16 protein-coding genes and 1 pseudogene are annotated in these 16,904 nt (G+C 63.3%); 6 read left to right on the forward strand and 11 right to left on the reverse strand.

The features are described from left to right. Nucleotides 1-539: 539 nt before the first annotated feature. The 3 genes from ORS3428_RS20115 to ORS3428_RS20125 all read right to left on the reverse strand — a co-directional run bounded on the left by ORS3428_RS20115 (nt 540) and on the right by ORS3428_RS20125 (nt 3,451). The gene (locus tag ORS3428_RS20115; protein ID WP_071100024.1) at nt 540-887 is read right to left on the reverse strand and encodes a DUF1491 family protein; all 348 of its coding nucleotides are present in this window, start codon (nt 885-887) and stop codon (nt 540-542) included. A gap of 70 nt (nt 888-957) precedes the next feature. After that, nucleotides 958-1,734, reverse strand: coding sequence for a peptidoglycan-binding domain-containing protein (locus ORS3428_RS20120; RefSeq protein ID WP_071100025.1), 777 nt, complete (start codon nt 1,732-1,734; stop codon nt 958-960). Beyond that, entirely contained in the window at nt 1,709-3,451 is a 1,743-nt protein-coding gene (locus tag ORS3428_RS20125; RefSeq protein ID WP_071100026.1) for a sensor histidine kinase, read from the reverse strand. The genes ORS3428_RS20120 and ORS3428_RS20125 overlap by 26 nt, the downstream gene beginning before the upstream one ends. Nucleotides 3,452-3,982: 531 nt before the next feature. Here ORS3428_RS20125 and ORS3428_RS20130 point away from each other — a divergent pair. Beyond that, entirely contained in the window at nt 3,983-4,375 is a 393-nt protein-coding gene (locus ORS3428_RS20130; RefSeq protein ID WP_071100027.1) for a DUF5330 domain-containing protein, read from the forward strand. A 177-nt stretch (nt 4,376-4,552) separates the two neighbouring features. Further along, a complete protein-coding gene (locus tag ORS3428_RS20135; RefSeq protein WP_071100265.1) occupies nt 4,553-4,981 on the forward strand; it encodes a SufE family protein in 429 nt (142 codons plus the stop codon). 85 nt (nt 4,982-5,066) lie between these two features. Here ORS3428_RS20135 and ORS3428_RS20140 read toward each other — a convergent pair whose 3' ends face one another. Continuing rightward, nucleotides 5,067-5,495 carry a MucR family transcriptional regulator gene (locus ORS3428_RS20140; protein WP_071100028.1) on the reverse strand — a complete coding sequence of 143 codons (429 nt, stop codon included), beginning with the start codon at nt 5,493-5,495 and terminating at the stop codon, nt 5,067-5,069. A gap of 410 nt (nt 5,496-5,905) precedes the next feature. Next, entirely contained in the window at nt 5,906-6,274 is a 369-nt protein-coding gene (locus tag ORS3428_RS20145) for a hypothetical protein (protein ID WP_071100029.1), read from the reverse strand. Nucleotides 6,275-6,383: 109 nt separating this feature from the next. Between ORS3428_RS20145 and ORS3428_RS20150 the strand changes: the two genes are divergently transcribed. Then, entirely contained in the window at nt 6,384-8,483 is a 2,100-nt protein-coding gene (locus ORS3428_RS20150) for a S9 family peptidase (RefSeq protein WP_071100030.1), read from the forward strand. 213 nt (nt 8,484-8,696) lie between these two features. Further along, nucleotides 8,697-9,086, forward strand: a complete 390-nt coding sequence (locus ORS3428_RS20155; RefSeq protein WP_071100031.1) for an SET domain-containing protein — start codon at nt 8,697-8,699, stop codon at nt 9,084-9,086. Between the two features lie 33 nt (nt 9,087-9,119). Here ORS3428_RS20155 and ORS3428_RS20160 read toward each other — a convergent pair whose 3' ends face one another. The 6 genes and pseudogenes from ORS3428_RS20160 to ORS3428_RS20180 form a co-directional block, all read right to left on the reverse strand. Further along, nucleotides 9,120-10,826 carry an AMP-binding protein gene (locus tag ORS3428_RS20160; protein WP_274534816.1) on the reverse strand — a complete coding sequence of 569 codons (1,707 nt, stop codon included), beginning with the start codon at nt 10,824-10,826 and terminating at the stop codon, nt 9,120-9,122. 106 nt (nt 10,827-10,932) lie between these two features. Next, a pseudogene (locus ORS3428_RS34235) lies at nt 10,933-11,715 on the reverse strand (AMP-binding protein); the annotation flags it as partial. A gap of 139 nt (nt 11,716-11,854) precedes the next feature. Then, nucleotides 11,855-12,802, reverse strand: coding sequence for a cytochrome c (locus ORS3428_RS20165; RefSeq protein ID WP_071100032.1), 948 nt, complete (start codon nt 12,800-12,802; stop codon nt 11,855-11,857). Between the two features lie 9 nt (nt 12,803-12,811). After that, nucleotides 12,812-13,252 carry a c-type cytochrome gene (locus ORS3428_RS20170; RefSeq protein WP_071100033.1) on the reverse strand — a complete coding sequence of 147 codons (441 nt, stop codon included), beginning with the start codon at nt 13,250-13,252 and terminating at the stop codon, nt 12,812-12,814. A gap of 166 nt (nt 13,253-13,418) precedes the next feature. After that, on the reverse strand, nt 13,419-14,021 hold the full coding sequence (locus ORS3428_RS20175) for a superoxide dismutase (RefSeq protein WP_071100034.1): 603 nt from the start codon (nt 14,019-14,021) through the stop codon (nt 13,419-13,421). A 107-nt stretch (nt 14,022-14,128) separates the two neighbouring features. Then, nucleotides 14,129-15,007 (reverse strand): branched-chain amino acid aminotransferase, encoded by an 879-nt coding sequence (locus ORS3428_RS20180; protein ID WP_071100266.1) that lies wholly within the window; start codon nt 15,005-15,007, stop codon nt 14,129-14,131. 150 nt (nt 15,008-15,157) lie between these two features. On the opposite strand from ORS3428_RS20180, the gene ORS3428_RS20185 reads away from it, so the two are divergent. After that, nucleotides 15,158-15,820 (forward strand): haloacid dehalogenase type II, encoded by a 663-nt coding sequence (locus ORS3428_RS20185; RefSeq protein WP_071100035.1) that lies wholly within the window; start codon nt 15,158-15,160, stop codon nt 15,818-15,820. A 172-nt stretch (nt 15,821-15,992) separates the two neighbouring features. Further along, nucleotides 15,993-16,814 carry a L,D-transpeptidase gene (locus ORS3428_RS20190; protein WP_071100036.1) on the forward strand — a complete coding sequence of 274 codons (822 nt, stop codon included), beginning with the start codon at nt 15,993-15,995 and terminating at the stop codon, nt 16,812-16,814. Nucleotides 16,815-16,904: the final 90 nt, after the last annotated feature.

A 16,904-nucleotide genomic window follows, 5' to 3' on the forward strand; every position in this document is an offset into this window, starting at 1 on the left:
CCCTTCTGTAGCTGGCGCCGCCCCTTGCCCCAGTTCGACCTTGCGAGCAACTCAAGGTCGGGCATCGGACGGACGCTGAACAATCCTACAATGATTGGAGACCATGATGCGAACACCTGTGTTCTTAGCGATGCTTTTGTTGCTTGCTGGCCCCGCGTCGGCATCCGATCACCTGTTCACTGCCGTGGGGGCCGGCGGATTGACGACATCGAGCCAGCCTTTCCAGAATGGCACGAACAACCCTGGCCGACCGGGCACTTCCGTCCCAGGCGACGGTAGTCCGCTGTCGGGAGAGGAGCACACAGTACCCGCGTCGGAAACGCCGACGGGTGTTACATCAAAGACCCCACCGTCGGTCAGTCAGGGCAAGACGGCGCCATCGGCCCACGCGCACTGATCGTCGCCTCGCCTTCCCGAAGGCTCCGGGGCAGCTCAGCGTTCGGCAGAATCGCTGAGCTGCCCTAAATGTTTGTTTTTACGCGTTTTTGGACGGAAGTCCGCTACCGGCTTTCTGCTGTGAGTATCCTGGCAACCGTCGCCTAATCCGCTTTGACTAACAGAATCTCGTCAACGGGAACGGCGCCCGCCTCGATCTCGACCACCCAGATGTCAGGGTCGAATCTTTTCTCCTTCTCCAGCCGCGCATCGAATGCTGCCGCATTGTCGCCGGAGTCGAGTAACGTGAAGAAGCGCTCGTCGGGCTTGGCCGAATCATAGGTCGTCTGCGGCRCCGGCCCGTAGAGAGCAACCTCCCCCAGCCGGCCGCGCGACAGYACGAAAACGGCGCCCGCCTCGGTCGCGCCGCGTTTGACCACCGCGGCAAAACCGCCCGCCGTGAAGACACGGCGCAGCAAGGCCGATACCCAGAGGTCGGTGGTCACGCGCATGGCAAGGTTCCAGATGACATGCGCGGCTCCTTACAGCATTGGCAAAGGAACCGGAACGGTCAACGCCCGCTCAGTTCGTCAGGCCGATCTCGCGCATCTTGACGTAGACTGCCTCATCCGGCTCGCCCGTCTCGGGCAGGCCGAACAGCGCCTGGAATTCCTTGATGGCGGCCTTGGTGCGCGCGCCGACGACGCCGTCGAGCTGCATGTCGTTGTTGCCAAAGGCCTTGAGGCCGGCCTGGATCTTGACGATGCGGGCATCCGGAGCGCCGCCATTGGCCGGCGCCGAGGCCGGGATCGGAGCCGGCGTCGGAACGGCTGCGCCGCCCGCTGGCCGCGGCGCCGGATGCGGGATGGCCGAGGTCGTCTGCCTGGCCCCGAGCTGGTCGAGCAGCGCGCCGTCGACCTCGCCGGATGCCGGCAGGCCGACCTTCAGCTGATAGGCCTGGATGGCCTTGCGCGTGGCGGGCCCCGTGAGGCCGTCGACCGTGCCGTCGTAGAAATTGAGGTCCTTCAATATGCCCTGCACCTGCTGGACGACCGGGTCGGGCTTGGCGGCGGGCTGTGCCGGCGCCTGCCGCACGATGTTGATGGTGGTTTCGGGCTCGTTCGAGACGGTATGCGGAAAGTTCTCGATGCTTCTGGTGGCAAAGAAGGCGCCCGTATGCGGAAAAGGCTGATACCAAAGCGCGTTGGCCGAGACGTAGAACAGCGTCACCAGGAAAGCTGTCGAGCCGCCGACCAGAACGGGGTTGCGCGAGATAACCTGGCCGACGGCCACCGCGCCCTCGGCAAGGACGCCGCGCTCGGGCTCGACCACCTTAGGCCGTCTTGCGGAGCGAGCCATTGCTGTCCCCATTTGCATCCCCCTTCGGCTTTGCAACCGGAATCGGCAGCACGCCAGCCGGCGCGCCCGCGCGCCGCTTCGGCCCGCTCACCGGCAGACTGATCGTCACCGTCGTGCCCTCGCCGGGAGCGCTCTCGATCGACATCGTGCCCTCGTGCAGCGCCACAAGGCCCTTGACCAGCGACAGCCCAAGGCCGGTTCCCTCGAAACGGCGCGTATAGTCGTTCTGGATCTGCATGAACGGCTTGCCGAGGCTGGCGAAATCCTTCTCGTCGATGCCGATGCCGGTGTCGCTCACCCAGAAATGCAGCCGCGAGCCGACGCGCTTGGCGCCGATCATCACGCTGCCGCCGTCCGGCGTGAACTTTACCGCGTTCGAAACGAGATTGATCAGGATCTGCTGAACGGCGCGGCGGTCGGCGTTGATCTCGCCCGCGTCCGGCGCGATCTGTGTGCCGAGCACGATGCTCTTGGCCTCGGCCAGCGGCCGCATCATCGAGCGGCACATCTCGACCGCCTCGACGAAGCGGAACGGTTCCAGCTCGGTCGCATAGGCGCCGGCCTCGATACGCGAGACATCGAGGATCGAGGTGACGACGGACAGAAGATGCTGGCCGGACTCCCTGACCAGGCCGACATATTCCTTCTGGCGCGGATCGCGGAAGGCGCCGAACATCTCATGCAGCAGCATGTCGGAGAAGCCGATGATGGCATTGAGCGGCGTGCGCAGCTCGTGGCTGACCACCGCCAGGAAACGCCCCTTGGCCACTTCGGCGGCCGCGGCAGCCTCCTTGGCCGCGGCAAGCTCCTCGCGCAGCGCCACGACGTCTTCGTTCTCGCACAGCACGAAGGTGAAGACATCCTTTTCGAACTCGCCGCGCAGCAACTCCAGGCGGAACGCGCGGAAGTTGTCGGCCAAGCCGGCGCCTTCCCGCGGCAACCGAATGCGAAGGTCGAGCCGGCGCTTCGACGCGCCCTCGCGCATGTCCGCGAGCGCGGTGAGATAGGCGACGCGATCAGAGAGATGGATGCGGTCGAACAGACCGGTACCGAACAAGAGCTCCGGCGCCAGCTTCAGAATGGTACGCGCCTTCGCCGAGGCGTCGAGCACTTCGCCCTGGCGGCCGACGCGCAGCACAACGGCCTCGATGATATCCTCGAGACGGTCGGCGGCAGGCTCCACCTCGCGCGCCTTGGCCGGATTGGCGAAGGCGGCCGCGCGCGGCAAGAGCGTGAGCACCCAAGCGAGCGGCAGCAGCCAGTGCCAGGTGGCGATCGCGGCCGCTCCGAGGGGCAGAAACCCGCTCGCAAAGGGCTGCAGCAGGATGGCGCCGAGCGCCGCCAGCGCCCCTGAAAGCGCTGCGCGCCGCGAACCGACGACCCACCAGGCCTCGACCGGCAGCGCCACGGCAAGGAGGGCGACCGGCGAGGCAAGCCCGCCTGCCGCGGCAATGRCACCGGCCAGGGCAAGGCCGCCAATCGCGAGCGCAGCCTGGCCGGCGAGTGCCATGCGCCCCGATGCCGCCACCAGGAGTGCCGCGAACCAGCAAAGGCCGAAGGCGGCGAAGATGGTTGCCGTCATGACGGCCACGCCGAGGCCCGCGGTGACCAGCGCCACCGCGGCGCCCGCGGCCAGAAACGGAGCAGCAAGCATGACGCCGATGAAGCGGCGATGTCGCCGCCGCTCAGCCTCGCCCGTAACGGTCGGATGAACCATGCGTTCGCAGCCGGCGGCAACCGCGCCAGGCAGAGGAACGTATCTGGCCGTAATCGAACTCAACGCACTCGTACCCGGTCGTGAACTGCTCTGCTTTGCAGGTGACTCTTGATTGGCTTGAAGGTCGCATCCAGCGTTTAAGGAATGGATAAGGCAGACGAGGCGAGCGCCCTACCCGCGGAAAATATTGGGACGCGGTGACCGCAATGCCGGTCGATCTGCCGCCATGGTAAATGGTGCGTTAGCCGCGGCCGGTGTGCCAAGGATTGGCCAAAACTGAAGCCGGCTACTCGCCTTCATTCGAAAAATCGTGTAATAACAGTAAGATATATGGTTATCGTAAAGTTAATCCAGTCGTTGAGCTTTTCGGCAAATGAACTGCGAAAACCGATCCTTTCGAATTTGCCTAAAATTTGAAGAAAATTCGCCGCTTCCGCGCAAGCCGTCCTTTGTGCGAGCGTGCCACTGTCCTGCCCATAAAAGAGGTCATGCCGATGGATGCACGACCCGGTCACTACGAGAGGCATTGAGATGGGCTTTCTGATCAGGATGGCTTTCTGGTTTTCGCTGGTGCTCCTGGCGCTGCCGCTCAGCGTCGGGCCAGACGAGGACGGCCGCGAAGCGGTCGGGCCGATCCAGGCCCTGTTTGCGGCGCGTGAGGCGGTCGGCGACATTGCCGGCATCTGCGAGCGCAAGCCGGACGTCTGCGAAACCGGCAAGTCAGCGATGCACACCATCACCGTGCGGGCCAAGGAAACCGCCAAGATCGCCGCCGCCATGCTGGACGATCAGCAGTCGTCAAAGGCGCCCACGCCCGAGGCGAAGGTCGCGGAAACTTCCGCCGAGACGACCGGCAGCGTCGCCGAAGACATCGTGCTGCCCGCCAAGGTCAACATCCCGGTGATGCTGACGGCGAAGAACTGAGATTCTTTTTCAGCCGTTTGCTCGGCTTCATCTAGTTTTTGGCGCAGTTCCGGACAGAAAACCGTTTCACACTTTTCCTGGAATTGCTCTAACGCCGCGGGCCGGTCCGACCTCTCGACGCCCGCGGCGTCTTTCTTTTTCCGTGACGTAGCGGCGCCGGGTCACTATATGCAGGCCATGAGCACATCGATCGAAACGATCCGCGATGACTTCTCCCTGCTCGACGAGTGGGAGGACCGCTATCGCTATGTGATCGAGCTCGGCGAGGCGTTGCCGCCGTTTCCCGAAGCCGAGCGCACCGCGGCCAACAAGGTGCCGGGCTGCGTCAGCCAGGTGTGGCTGACGACAGAGCAGGGAGCGGGCTTCGATCCGGTGATCAGCTTCAAGGGCGATTCGGACGCCCACATCGTGCGCGGCCTCGTCGCCATCATGCTGGCGCTGTTCTCGGGTCGGCCGGCCAGTGAGATCCAGAGCACCGACGCGGAAGTGACGCTGAAGGAACTCGGGCTCGACGAGCACCTGTCGCCACAGCGCGCCAACGGCCTGCGCTCGATGGTCAAGCGCATCAAGCGCGACGCCGACGCCGCATTGAAGCAGACGGCCTGACGCGGTTCCAGACAGGCGACGAACCGCCCTGAAAGGCAAACGGCGCCACGCGGGCGCCGTCATCACTTGTCAAAGGTGACAGCCCTTACCGGCGGCCCTTGGGCTTGCGGCCGAGACCCATTTTCTTGGCCAATTGCGAACGGGCCGCGGCGTAGTTGGGCGCGACCATCGGATAGTTGGCGTCAAGACCCCACTTCTCGCGGTATTCTTCCGGGGTGAGGTTGTAGTGTGTCATCAGGTGGCGCTTCAGCGACTTGAACTTCTTGCCGTCTTCAAGACAGACGATGTAGTCGTCATGCACGGAGCGCTTCGGATTGACGGYAGGCTTCTGCTTCTCGCCTGACGGCTGCTCCGTCGCGCCGCCGACGCGTCCGAGGGCGGCGTGCACATCGGCGATCAGGTTCGGCAGTTCGCCGACCGGCACCGGGTTGTTGCTGACATAGGCCGCGACTACATCGGCGGTCARCTCGATCAGCGCGTCACTATTGTTGGAAGGTGTTTCGACGATATCCATTGTGCTCAGGCCCCAACGAGAGTTGTTTCTAGACTGTGCCCTTTTTCTAGGTTCGGGCATCGCGCGAATTTCATGCAGGCAAGCGCCTGCGATTCGCGTCGCGTCATCTTAATGGCGCTGTGCTGCAAGTAAGTCAATTCGCCCATTGAATTATATTCGGCGATATTCATCAAATATTGCCGATTCAGCTTCAAAAAGTCGTGCGCCGTGTAACTTACCGAGATTTTTGTGGTCGGACCAGCGCGACCTGACGTAGCGTCAAGAATGCTTTTATACCTCAGGTGGCGATAAACTAGGCTGTCAATGCTTGACCAATGCTTGCCCGTCCGTGGCGTCAGCACGACAAACCCTGCGGATTTCAGGCGTCGAACACTCGCATGGYGCGCAACCAGTTGGCCGCGAAGAAACTCTCAATATGGCGTGATGTATTTGCCGTAGACCCACCCGGCGACGAAGTGACCATTCCGTGCCGGGTCGTGCCAGATCTCGCACCAGCGATAGCGGATCGCCTGTCGCTGCTGCCGGTGCGGCTGGCCGGCAATGTCGAGCAGATTTATCCCGCCCTTGCAGCGGCCTGTCATCTGCAGGACGGTGCCGTTCGGATAGGCCGCCTGCATTTGCGATGTGTTTGACGGATATTCGCGGGCGTTGAGCGTGTCGCCGAGCGGCACGCCCGCCACTGGCCAGGCTGCGAACACGGTTGCATGAGACTGGCTGGCGAGGCCGAGCACGGCCGCAGCGACAGCGAAAGCCAAGGCCGCGCGCACACAGGATTTCATCTTTCCCCCGTCGACTTATCTTCTGTAGACCAACTTGAACCCTGCCCCTTGAACCGTTGCCGAGCGGCGTGTTCATTTGCCATCCAAGCAAATTCCGCAGCGAGACGTAATGACCAGAGCCTTATCCTTCCCGACCGCCAACCCGCCGCGGCCCGAGAGGCGCCGCGTCTTCGATGAGCATCACGGCATCACCCGCGCCGACGACTATGCCTGGATGCGGGCCGACAATTGGCAGGCGATGTTCAGGGACCCTTCCCTGCTCGACGGCGCGATACGTGCCCATCTCGAGGCCGAGAATGTCTACCAAGCGACGCTGATGGCCGACACGGCCGAAATGCGAGCCAAGCTGTTCGCCGAGATGAGGGGGCGCATCAAGGAGGACGATTCCACCGTGCCGATGAAGGACGGCCCCTATGCCTATGGCTCGTCTTTCCGGCAGGGCGGCGAGCAGCCGCGCTATTTCCGCACGCCGCGCGACGGCGGCGCCGACGAGATCCTGCTCGACGGCGATAAGGAAGCGGAAGGCAAGCCCTATTTCCGTCTCGGCGGCGTCGACCATTCGGCCRACCATCGCAAGCTCCTGTGGGCTTTCGACGACAAGGGCTCGGAATTCTTCGCGTTGCGCGTGCGCGACATCGCCAGCGGCAAGGAACTCTCCGACCAGATCGCGGATACAGGTGGCGGCGGCGTGTGGAATGCCGGCGATGACGGCTTCTTCTATACCCGCCTCGACGACAACCATCGTCCGTCCAAGGTGTTCTTCCACGCGCTCGGCGACAATCCGGAGAATGACCGGCTGGTCTATGAGGAGACCGATCCGGGCTTCTTCATGGATGTCAGCGGCACGCGCTCCAACGAGTGGATCATGATCGGCATCAACGACCATGAAACCTMCGAATACCGGCTGATGCGCGCCGATGAGCCGCTTGCCGAACTGAAACTGGTGGCGGCACGTGAAACCGGCCTGCAATATGATCTGGAAGAAGGCGGCGACGTCTTCTTCATCCTCACCAATGCCGACGGCGCCAAAGACTTCAAGATCATGACCGCGCCGGCGGAGAACCCGGCACGCGCCAACTGGAAAGAGCTGGTGCCRCATGAACCCGGCCGCCTGATCCTGTCCGTGCTGGGCTTCAAGCATCACATGGTCAGGCTGGAGCGCAAGGACGGCCTGCCGCGCATCGTCGTGCGCGACCGCGCGAGCGGCGAGGAGCATTTCATCTCCTTCGACGAGGAAGCCTTCTCGCTCGGCCTCTCCGGTTCCTACGAATACGACACCGAGGTGATGCGCTTCACCTATTCCTCGATGACGACGCCGGCGCAGGTGTTCGACTACAACATGCGCACCCGCGAGCGCGTGCTTTTGAAGACGCAGGAAGTGCCTTCGGGCCATGATCCGGCGCATTATGTGACGCGCCGGCTGATGGCGCCCGCGCCTGACGGCGCGTTGGTGCCGATCTCGCTGATCCACCATCGCGACACGCCCCTCGATGGCTCTGYACCCTGCCTGCTCTATGGCTACGGCTCCTATGGCATCACGGTTCCTGCCGCCTTCAACACCAACTGCCTGTCGCTGGTCGACCGCGGCTTCGTCTACGCCATCGCCCATGTGCGCGGCGGCAAGGACAAGGGCTATGGCTGGTACGAGGACGGCAAGCGGGCGAAGAAGATGAACACCTTCACCGATTTCATCGCCTGCGCGCGCCATCTGGTGGCTGAACGCTACACGCGRCACGACCGCATCGTCGCGCAAGGCGGCTCAGCCGGCGGCATGCTGATGGGGGCGATCGCCAACATGGCGCCCGAAAGTTTCGGCGGCATCGTCGCCGAGGTGCCATTCGTCGACGTGCTCACCACCATGCTCGACGACAGCCTGCCGCTGACGCCGCCTGAGTGGCCGGAATGGGGCAACCCGATCGCGTCTGCCGACGACTACCACACGATCGCGGCCTATTCGCCCTACGACAATGTCGCGGCGCTCGACTATCCGCCGATCCTGGCGCTGGCCGGGCTGACCGACCCGCGCGTCACCTACTGGGAGCCGGCGAAATGGGTGGCGCGGCTTCGCGATCGCAAGGCCGGCGACAATCCGGTGCTGTTCAAGATCAACATGGAGTCCGGCCATGCCGGCGCCTCCGGCCGGTTCTCGCGGCTGGAGGAGATCGCCTACATCTATGCCTTTGCCTTGAAGGTGACCGGCAAAGCTTAGATGATCCGACAATATCAGGAGAATTGCGGCACACTTTTCCTGGAATTGCTTCTTTGTCCGTCGCAATTTCCGAACGGAAAACCGCTTCGCACTTTTCCTGGAATTGCTCTAATTTTCCGCTCRCAATCGGCAAGGCCGCGCGCTACGCAATGCGCCGTCCTTTTGGGCGCGGCCTTTCCAGGTCGCGGGGGCTATCCATTCGCAAGGTTCGTCATGCTGCTCGTCGACGTCTATCTCGACAAATCGCCCATCCAGGGCATCGGTGTCTTCGCCAAGCACCACATTCCGCGCGGCACGCTGATCTGGAAGCTCGATCCAAGGTTCGACCGGCAAATTCCGATCGAGACCTACGAGAATGAATCCGGTCCCGTGAAATCCTATCTCGACCGCTACTCCTATCCGGACCGGCGCGATCCCAACTTCATCGTCTTCGAGGCGGACGACGCGCGCTACATGAACCACGCGGACGATCCGAACTGCGACGTCTCCTCGCCCGAGGAGACCTATGCGCTGCGGGACATCGCGCCCGGCGAGGAACTGACCTGCGACTACAATCACTTTTTCGAGAACGGCTTCGATTTTTTGGGCGACCGTCACCCATAACGAAAGCTGTTTAACGCGACCGCAATGAGGCGCTCAGGCGGAGCGCAATTCCGGCTGGCTGCCGATAACAAATTTGCCGCGCAGAATTCGCATGCCTGCCAGGCCTTTGCCGGCGATGATGCCCATACCGATGCCGCCGGCAATCGCCAACAGCTGGAAGATGGGGCCAGGCAGTGCGCCTGCGACAGGCGCCATCAACAGTTCCGGAACGAAACGATGGAACAGGTAGATCGGAAAGGCGGCGACGGCGACTTGCGCAACCACCCGCCCCGCGGCCAACGGCAAGCGGACACGCGGCAGATAGAGAAGAACCAAGAGCGCCGCGAAGATCATCAGATACTTGACCGTCGTCCCGAACCAGACTGACTCCCAAAAGGCCAGATAACCCAGCACAGCCGCGGCAAATCCAGTCAGAACGAGCCTCTTTGAGGGACTGTCGGCAAGACCGGCACACCAGCCGAAGACGGCCAGGTGGAAAACCCAGTAGATCGCGAAGATCTGGCGGTTGCCTATGTCGACGAATGGCGGGACGGAAAAGCGCGCCGCGGCGGCAAATCCCAGAAGGCCGAGCGAGAAGGCAAAGGGTCGAGCCAGGCAGAGCTTGCGCACAGCCGGAATGGCAAAGATGAGAGCGAAGACCAAAAGCGTCTGCGCATAGGCCTCGATGAACCAGTAAAGATACGGGATCATCTCGTGACGCTCCGGTTCGGCATAGCCGAAGTTGCCGGTAAGCGTCAGCGAGGACCAAGGGATCGCCCGCCAGCCAACCGTGTAGGCGGCAACGATGAGAAAATAAGGGATCAGGACGTCGACCGCAGGCCTCAGCGCGTGCCGGATCCGGCCGGCCATGAAATGGGCGGACTGGAAGCGAGCGAGGCTGAAGCCGACGAGCAGCATCATGACGCCGGAGCCGCCGGGAATGGGCCACAGCGTCTCGTGATGCACCACCACGAGCAGGATCGCGAGGACCCTCAGCACCAAGTCGGCCGGAATCTCGCTTGCCTGGCTGCGCTCGCGAGGCCGCGTCGCCGCATGCCGATTTGTCACTTCCGCGACGCTCAGGCGTTCCCAACCGTCCGGCAGTCCCAAGCCGAGGCGTTCGAGCTCCAGCGCGAGTTGCAGGAAGCGAAGGGAATCTCCGCCCAGCGACACGAAGCTGTCGTTGCGTCCGACAGTGAGCGGGTAGAACACGCGGGCATAGGCGCCAAGCACGCTGCCCGGGTCGGCGGCGGTATCGGCACGCCCTTGCAGCCTCTCCCGCTCAAGGCAGGCGTAATCGATCTTGCCGGAGGCAAGTCTGGGAAAGTCCCGCAGTGCCACAACGCGAACCAGATTGGCCGGCAGGCGGCTGGCCTCGGCAAGAAGGCGCTGTGCCCTTCCGGTCGAACCGGCATCGATCACATAGGCCTGCAGTCCCCGGTCGTCCCCGAGGACCGCGGCGGCGATGCCCGCCCGTTCCAACGATCTCTCCATGACATCGAAGCCGATTCTCAGCCCCGCGATCTTGGCGAAGCGGCTCTTGCGCCCGACAATGCGGAAGAAACCCTTTTCGTCCTTTACGGCAATGTCGCCGGTGTTGAGAACTTCGAGTTCGGCGCCGCGCGCGAGGTCGGCGCGCCGGGCAGCGTAACCCATCATCACGTTCGGGCCGCGATAGACGAGTTCTCCAGGGCTGCCCGGCCGGCTGATCGGCTCCCCTTTGTCGCCGATAATGCCAAGGCTGCCACCTGGAATTGCCACGCCGATCCGCTCCTCCTGGTCGGAAAGGCTCTCCGGCGGCACGAAAGCGATGCGCAGTCGCCTCGGTCTGGCCATACATTACGAAGAAGCGGCCGCCCCTGGCGCGCATGTGGTCCCGGTAGAGGCGGATGAGGTCGGGACCTAGCTTTCCGCCGGCCACCGTCATCATGCGCAGGGTCCCGAGCTCGGCGTCGCGGAAATGCACCCGTTCCAGAAGCTCGTACGAATATGGGACGCCGGACAGATTCGTGCAGCCGCCGTCGGCGATTATCCTGAGGAAACTGCCGTCCATGACCGAGACGCCGGGAAAGAGAATGCTGCCGCCGGCAATCAGATGCGAATTCAGGACGGACAGCCCATAGGAATAGTTGAGCGGCAGCACGAGAGCGGCCCGGTCCGAGGACGAGAGCTCGAGATAGGTCGYGATCGAACGGGCATTGGATTCAAGATTGCCGTAGGAAAGCCTGACCGCCTTGGCGGCGCCCGAGCTGCCGGACGTCATCAGCAGCAGCGCGAGATCGGGATGCAGCGGCTCGACGCTCCTCGCCGGCCAAGCCTCTTCCACGAGACGCCAGCGGCCGCCGACCGGCCGATAGGTGAAATCCGGCTGGAAGTCCGCGAGGAAATCGTCCCACAGCCTGCCATCGCAGGGCGGCAGCATGGCCACTACGTGGCCGGCCTGCAGTGCTCCGAGATAGGCAGCGACCGCATGCTCGGAAGCTTCTGCTGAAACGGCCACGAGCCGCTTTTTTCCTTGTCCCAACTGCGAGGCGAAGCGCAGCGCAAGGCTGCCAAGCTCGCCGTAGGAGAGCGTCCGTCCGTCGGCGAAGACAAGCGCCGCACGCTGCTCGCCATGGGCGAATTGGGACAAAAGGTCGATGGAGGGCATGGCAGGCTTCGGTCTACTTAGAATTAGCCCGAAGCGCTATTATACATGAGTATTCAAGTCAACTAATGCGTGGCTGCGATGCCAATCTGTCTTGCACAGGCGCCATCATTCACTTCCCCGCGAGCGGACGCCGCATGCATCAACCCGCCGGCTTGCGCGCCGGATAGCCGTTGGGATGCGGCGGGACAGCCTTGAGATAGGCGGCGATTGCGGCGCGGTCGTCGGCCGTCAATTGCGCCATGTTGCGCTGCACCTCCACCATGGCGCCGCCGACGGAATCGAAATCCGGCGTGAAGCCGGTTTCGAGGTAGTTGGCAATGTCGGCCTCCGACCAGTCCTTGATGCTGCGTCCGCCGGGCGTGATGTTGGRCACGATGCCCGAGCCTTCGGCGGCCACGGCGCCCGCCAGCCACTCGGCCTTCTTCACGCCGCCTGCGATGTCGCGCGGCGTGTGGCATTCGCCGCAATGGCCTGGCCCCTCGACCAGATAGCGGCCGGCCAGCACCTTGTCCGGTGTGCCGCCAGGCAGCGCGATGACCGGCTCGGGGCTGAGATAGAGCCGCTTCCACAGGCCGATGCCGCGGCGGATGTTGAACGGGAAGGAAAGCCTGTGGCCGGGCGCCTTGCCGGCGACGGCCGGCAGCGTCTTCATGAAGGCATAGAGGTCGGCGATGTCGGCCGGCTTCATGCGCGCGTAGGAGGCATACGGAAAGGCCGGATAGAAGTGCTCGCCGGAGGGCGAGACCCCTTTCAGCATGGCGTTGGCGAAGTCCTCCTCACTCCAGGCGCCGATGCCGTCCTTGGCGTCCTGCGAGATGTTGGGCGGCACGAAGGTGCCGAACGGCGTCTTCAACTCCAGCCCGCCGGCAAGTTCGAGCCGGGCATCGCCCTTGGCGCCTGGCCGGGCATGGCAGGAGGTGCAGCCGCCGGCGTTGAAAATGCGCTTGCCCCTGGCGGCGTCGCCGGGGCCGAATTGCGCGACGGCCGCGGCGTCAAGCCGGACCGGCGCCGAGAGTGCCCAGCCGGCGACCGCGCCGGCGCCGCCCAGCACGATGAGGGCGCCGACGAGCTTCTTCAGCCATGCCATATCGGGCGATCAGCCCTTCTTGATCCTGTAGTTCTGATGGCAGGTGCCGCAGTCGCCGCCGATTGTGTTGAGCTGCGCCTTCAAGGCATCGACATCGCCCGGCGGCGAAGCGACCGCATCCTTGACGTCAGCCAGGAGCTTGTCCTCGGTTTTCTTGAAGCCGGCCATGTCTTCCCAGATCTTCGGCGCGGCCGTGGTGTCGCCGCCCTTGTCGCTGCCGGCCGGGAAAAGCTTCTCGGCATCGAACCTCTCGGCGTTGGCGTGCAGCGCCTTCAGCGCCGTCAGCACGGCGGCGGCGTCAAAATCCTCCTCGCCCTTGACCACTTTCGACAGTTGGCCGGCGAGCTTGCCGCGCTCCTTCATCAAAGCCTGGCGATCCTTGATCGGATCAGCGACGGCCGCCGAACCGGCAACGGCGAGCATAGAGATGGCGAGGACAAGCTTTCTCATTCATTTGGCTCCGTGGTGAGGTGAAGAGACTACGCGACTGGACGTTAACGGACGTCGCGGCGGAAATATTCCCTTCGACGCCACAGTGATTTTCTTTTCGGGATGAGCCTGCCGCGCTGGCCGAAAAAGAAAAGCCCCGGCATGCCGGGGCTTTTCGCAGATTTGATCAGGCTCTCGCCTTTTCGTAGAGTTCGAGGACGTAGTCCCAGTTGATGAGGCTGTCGACGAAGGCTTCGAGATATTTCGGCCGCGCGTTGCGATAGTCGATGTAATAGGAGTGCTCCCACACGTCGACGCCGAGGATCGGCGAAGCGCCATGAACCAACGGGTTCTCGCCGTTGGGAGTCTTCGAGATCGCGAGCTTGCCGTCCTTGACGGAGAGCCAGGCCCAGCCGGAGCCGAACTGGGTGGTGCCGGCGGCGATGAAATCCGCCTTGAACTTGTCGTAGCCACCGAGATCGCTGTCGATGGCCTGCTGCRGCGCGCCCGGCAACTTGTTGCCGCCGCCGCCCTTTTTCATCCATTTCCAGAAGTGAATGTGGTTATAGTGCTGAGCGGCATTGTTGAAGAGCCCGGCATTCTTGCCGAAGGACTGCTTCACCACCTCTTCGACCGACAGGTCGCCCATTCCAGCCTCGGCGGCCAGCTTGTTGCCGTTGTCGACATACGCCTTGTGGTGCTTGTCGTGGTGATACTCCAGCGTCTCCTTCGACATATAGGGCTGCAAGGCCTCATAGTCGTAGGGCAAAGCGGGCAGCTCAAAAGCCATGGATGGTACTCCCTCAGGAAAAAGTCCGGTGAAACTACCGGACTAAGATAGGTCTGGAATGGGCTGGGGCAACTCCGGAATGAAGCGCCGATCGCCTTTTTATCCGCTCAGGCGGCGGAAGTCGAATGGGCCCAATCCCAATAGAGATCGCGCGCCTTCTTGGCCACCGGCCCTGGCTGGAGATCGCGATCCTCGATGCGCGTGATCGGCACCACCTTCGAATGGTTGCCGGTCGAGAAGATCTCGTCCGCTTCGAGGAAATCACGGACCGAGAGCGCCTTTTCGGCGGTCGTGAAGCCATAGTCGCCGAGCAGACTGATCGTGCGCGAACGGGTGATGCCGGAGAGGAAGGTGCCGTTCGCCGCCGGCGTCATCACGCGGCCGTCCTTGACCAGGAAGATGTTGGACGTGCCGGTCTCGGCGACGTTGCCCAGCATATCCAGCACCAGCGCATTGTCGAAGCCGCGCCGCTTGGCCTCGAGAATGGCGCGGCCGTTGTTGGGATAGAGGCAGCCGGCCTTGGCGTTGGTCGGCATCGTCTCGATGGTCGGGCGCCGGAACGGCGAGACGCCGACCGAAAAGCCGGAAGGYGGGATCATCGGCGATTCGTAGAGGCAGAGGCAGAAGCGGGTCGAGGACGGATCGGCAGGAACGGCCATGTAGCCGCCATGCTCGGCCCAGTACATCGGCCTGATGTAGACCGCGGTCTTGCCGTCGAATTTCTTCAGCCCATCCCAGGTCAGCCCGACGATCTCTTCGGCGGTCATGGTGGGCTTCAGGCCGAGCGCGATCGCCGAGTCATTGACGCGCGCGGCATGACGATCGAGGTCGGGCGCCACGCCCTCGAACCAGCGGGCGCCGTCGAACACGCTGGTGCCCAGCCACATGGCATGGCTGCGGGGTCCGAGAATGGCGACATTGCCCTCGTACCAGTCACCGTCCACATAGGTCCATGTCGCGGATTGCGCCGCAGCCGCAAGTGTCATGGTTCGCGTCCACAAGATGATTTTCAGCCCGCCATTGACGATGCTTTGACGGCCTGCGTCAACCGACATCGGGAAAAATCGTTGAGGCCAGAGGCACTTGAGCGCAATCAATGCTTGCGCGGCGCCCCGGCTCGCCGCAAAACTCTCTTCATGCATCATGCGGCCTATGTCTTCGACGCCTACGGCACGTTGTTCGACGTGCATGCGGCCGTGCGCCGCCATGCCGGCGAGATCGGGCCGGACGGCCAGCAGCTTTCCGAAATCTGGCGCGCCAAGCAGCTCGAATATTCCTGGGTCAGGACGCTGATGGGCGCCTATGCCGACTTCTGGCAACTGACCGAGCAGGCGCTCGATTTCGCGCTGCGCAAGGTGCCGTCAGTCGATCCGGCGCTGAGGGACAGGCTGCTCGAGGCCTATTGGCAGCTCGACTGCTATCCGGAAGTGCCGGCGGTGCTGAAGGCGCTCAAGGCATCGGGCGCAAAGCTCGCGATCCTGTCCAACGGCTCGCCGGAGATGCTGCAGGCGGCGGCGAAATCCGCGGCGCTCGACCAGATCCTCGACGACGTCTTCTCGGTCGATGAGATCCGGCGCTTCAAGACCGATCCATCGGTCTACGACATGGTGGTCACCGCCTGGCGGCTCTATCCGGGGGCGGTGTCGTTCCAGTCCTCCAACCGCTGGGACGTCGCGGGCGCCACCAAGTTCGGCTTCCGTACCGTCTGGATCAATCGCACCAACCAGCCGGACGAGTATCAGGACTTGCCGCCGGGGCTGATCCTGCCTTCGCTCGAAGGCCTTCTTGCAGGTGGCTGATCTTGCTGTTGCTGCAACGCAACAGATGTCTTGCAGTCWCAGCTTCGCCTTTGTTTGTCCACCCTCAGGCCAGAATTGGAACCGCCTATCACCGCCGACTGTTATTGGAGCTGCCGGCGGCCAGCCTGCGGAACCATGCATTCTTGCGAACTGCGACCTAGAAAAGGCGACCATGTCAGACGCATCCTTCCGCATCAGCCGTCGTGGCTTCCTCAATTTCACTGCCCTTGGCGCTGCCTCCGTCGCGGTTTCTGCCTGCACCACCACCGGTCCCGGTCCCGAACCCATTCAGCCGCCGCCGCCGGCCTATGTGGAGCCGCCGCTCGGCGACTACGAGACGATGTACGGACCRATGTCCGACAACGGCTTCGACCTGCCGGCCATCCCGGTGAGCAAGATCGATCACAGATACTTGCGCCAGATCGTACCCGACCCGACCGGACAGCGGCCCGGCACCATCGTTGTCGATACCACCAACCATTTCCTCTACCTTGTGCGCGAGGGCGGCCAGGCGATCCGCTACGGCGTCGGCCTCGGCCGCGCCGGCTTCGAATGGTCAGGCGATGCCGTGGTGCAGTGGAAGCAGAAGTGGCCGAAGTGGACGCCGCCAGACGAGATGGTCGCCCGCCAGCCAGAACTGGAGCAGTTCAGCRCCAAGAATGGCGGCATGCCCGGGGGCTTGAAGAACCCGCTCGGTGCCCGCGCGCTCTATCTGTTCCAGGGCAACCAGGACACGCTCTACCGCCTGCATGGCTCGCCGGAATGGTGGTCGATCGGCAAGTCGGTCTCATCGGGCTGCGTGCGCCTGATCAACCAGGACATCATCGACCTCTATGATCGTGTGCCGAACAAGACGCCGGTCATCGTGACGGCTGATCTCGGCCAACCGGTGTCCGAGTTGCCCGAGCGCAGGGCCATCCCGATCGACAACGGCGTGCCGACCGGTTCGACCATGCTCGGTCCGATCAGAGAGCTTACCGACGAGATCTTCTAAAGCGCGTCGCGATCTTTCAGATTCGCTCCATGCGCTTCAGGCTTTGATTTACGCATGTTTTTGTCCCGAAACCGGTGCCCACTTTCGGGA

It is taken from the genome of Mesorhizobium sp. ORS 3428, assembly GCF_001854785.1.
Classification (GTDB): Bacteria; Pseudomonadota; Alphaproteobacteria; order Rhizobiales; family Rhizobiaceae; genus Mesorhizobium.

What these genes read in the sequence shown, in the direction of transcription:
- ORS3428_RS20120 (WP_071100025.1), bottom strand. Translation starts at nt 1,734, where the DNA reads ATGGCTCGCTCCGCAAGACGGCCTAAGGTGGTCGAGCCCGAGCGCGGC.
- ORS3428_RS20130 (WP_071100027.1), top strand. Translation starts at nt 3,983, where the DNA reads ATGGGCTTTCTGATCAGGATGGCTTTCTGGTTTTCGCTGGTGCTCCTG.
- ORS3428_RS20135 (WP_071100265.1), top strand. Translation starts at nt 4,553, where the DNA reads ATGAGCACATCGATCGAAACGATCCGCGATGACTTCTCCCTGCTCGAC.
- ORS3428_RS20145 (WP_071100029.1), bottom strand. Translation starts at nt 6,274, where the DNA reads ATGAAATCCTGTGTGCGCGCGGCCTTGGCTTTCGCTGTCGCTGCGGCC.
- ORS3428_RS20155 (WP_071100031.1), top strand. Translation starts at nt 8,697, where the DNA reads ATGCTGCTCGTCGACGTCTATCTCGACAAATCGCCCATCCAGGGCATC.
- ORS3428_RS20170 (WP_071100033.1), bottom strand. Translation starts at nt 13,252, where the DNA reads ATGAGAAAGCTTGTCCTCGCCATCTCTATGCTCGCCGTTGCCGGTTCG.
- ORS3428_RS20185 (WP_071100035.1), top strand. Translation starts at nt 15,158, where the DNA reads ATGCATCATGCGGCCTATGTCTTCGACGCCTACGGCACGTTGTTCGAC.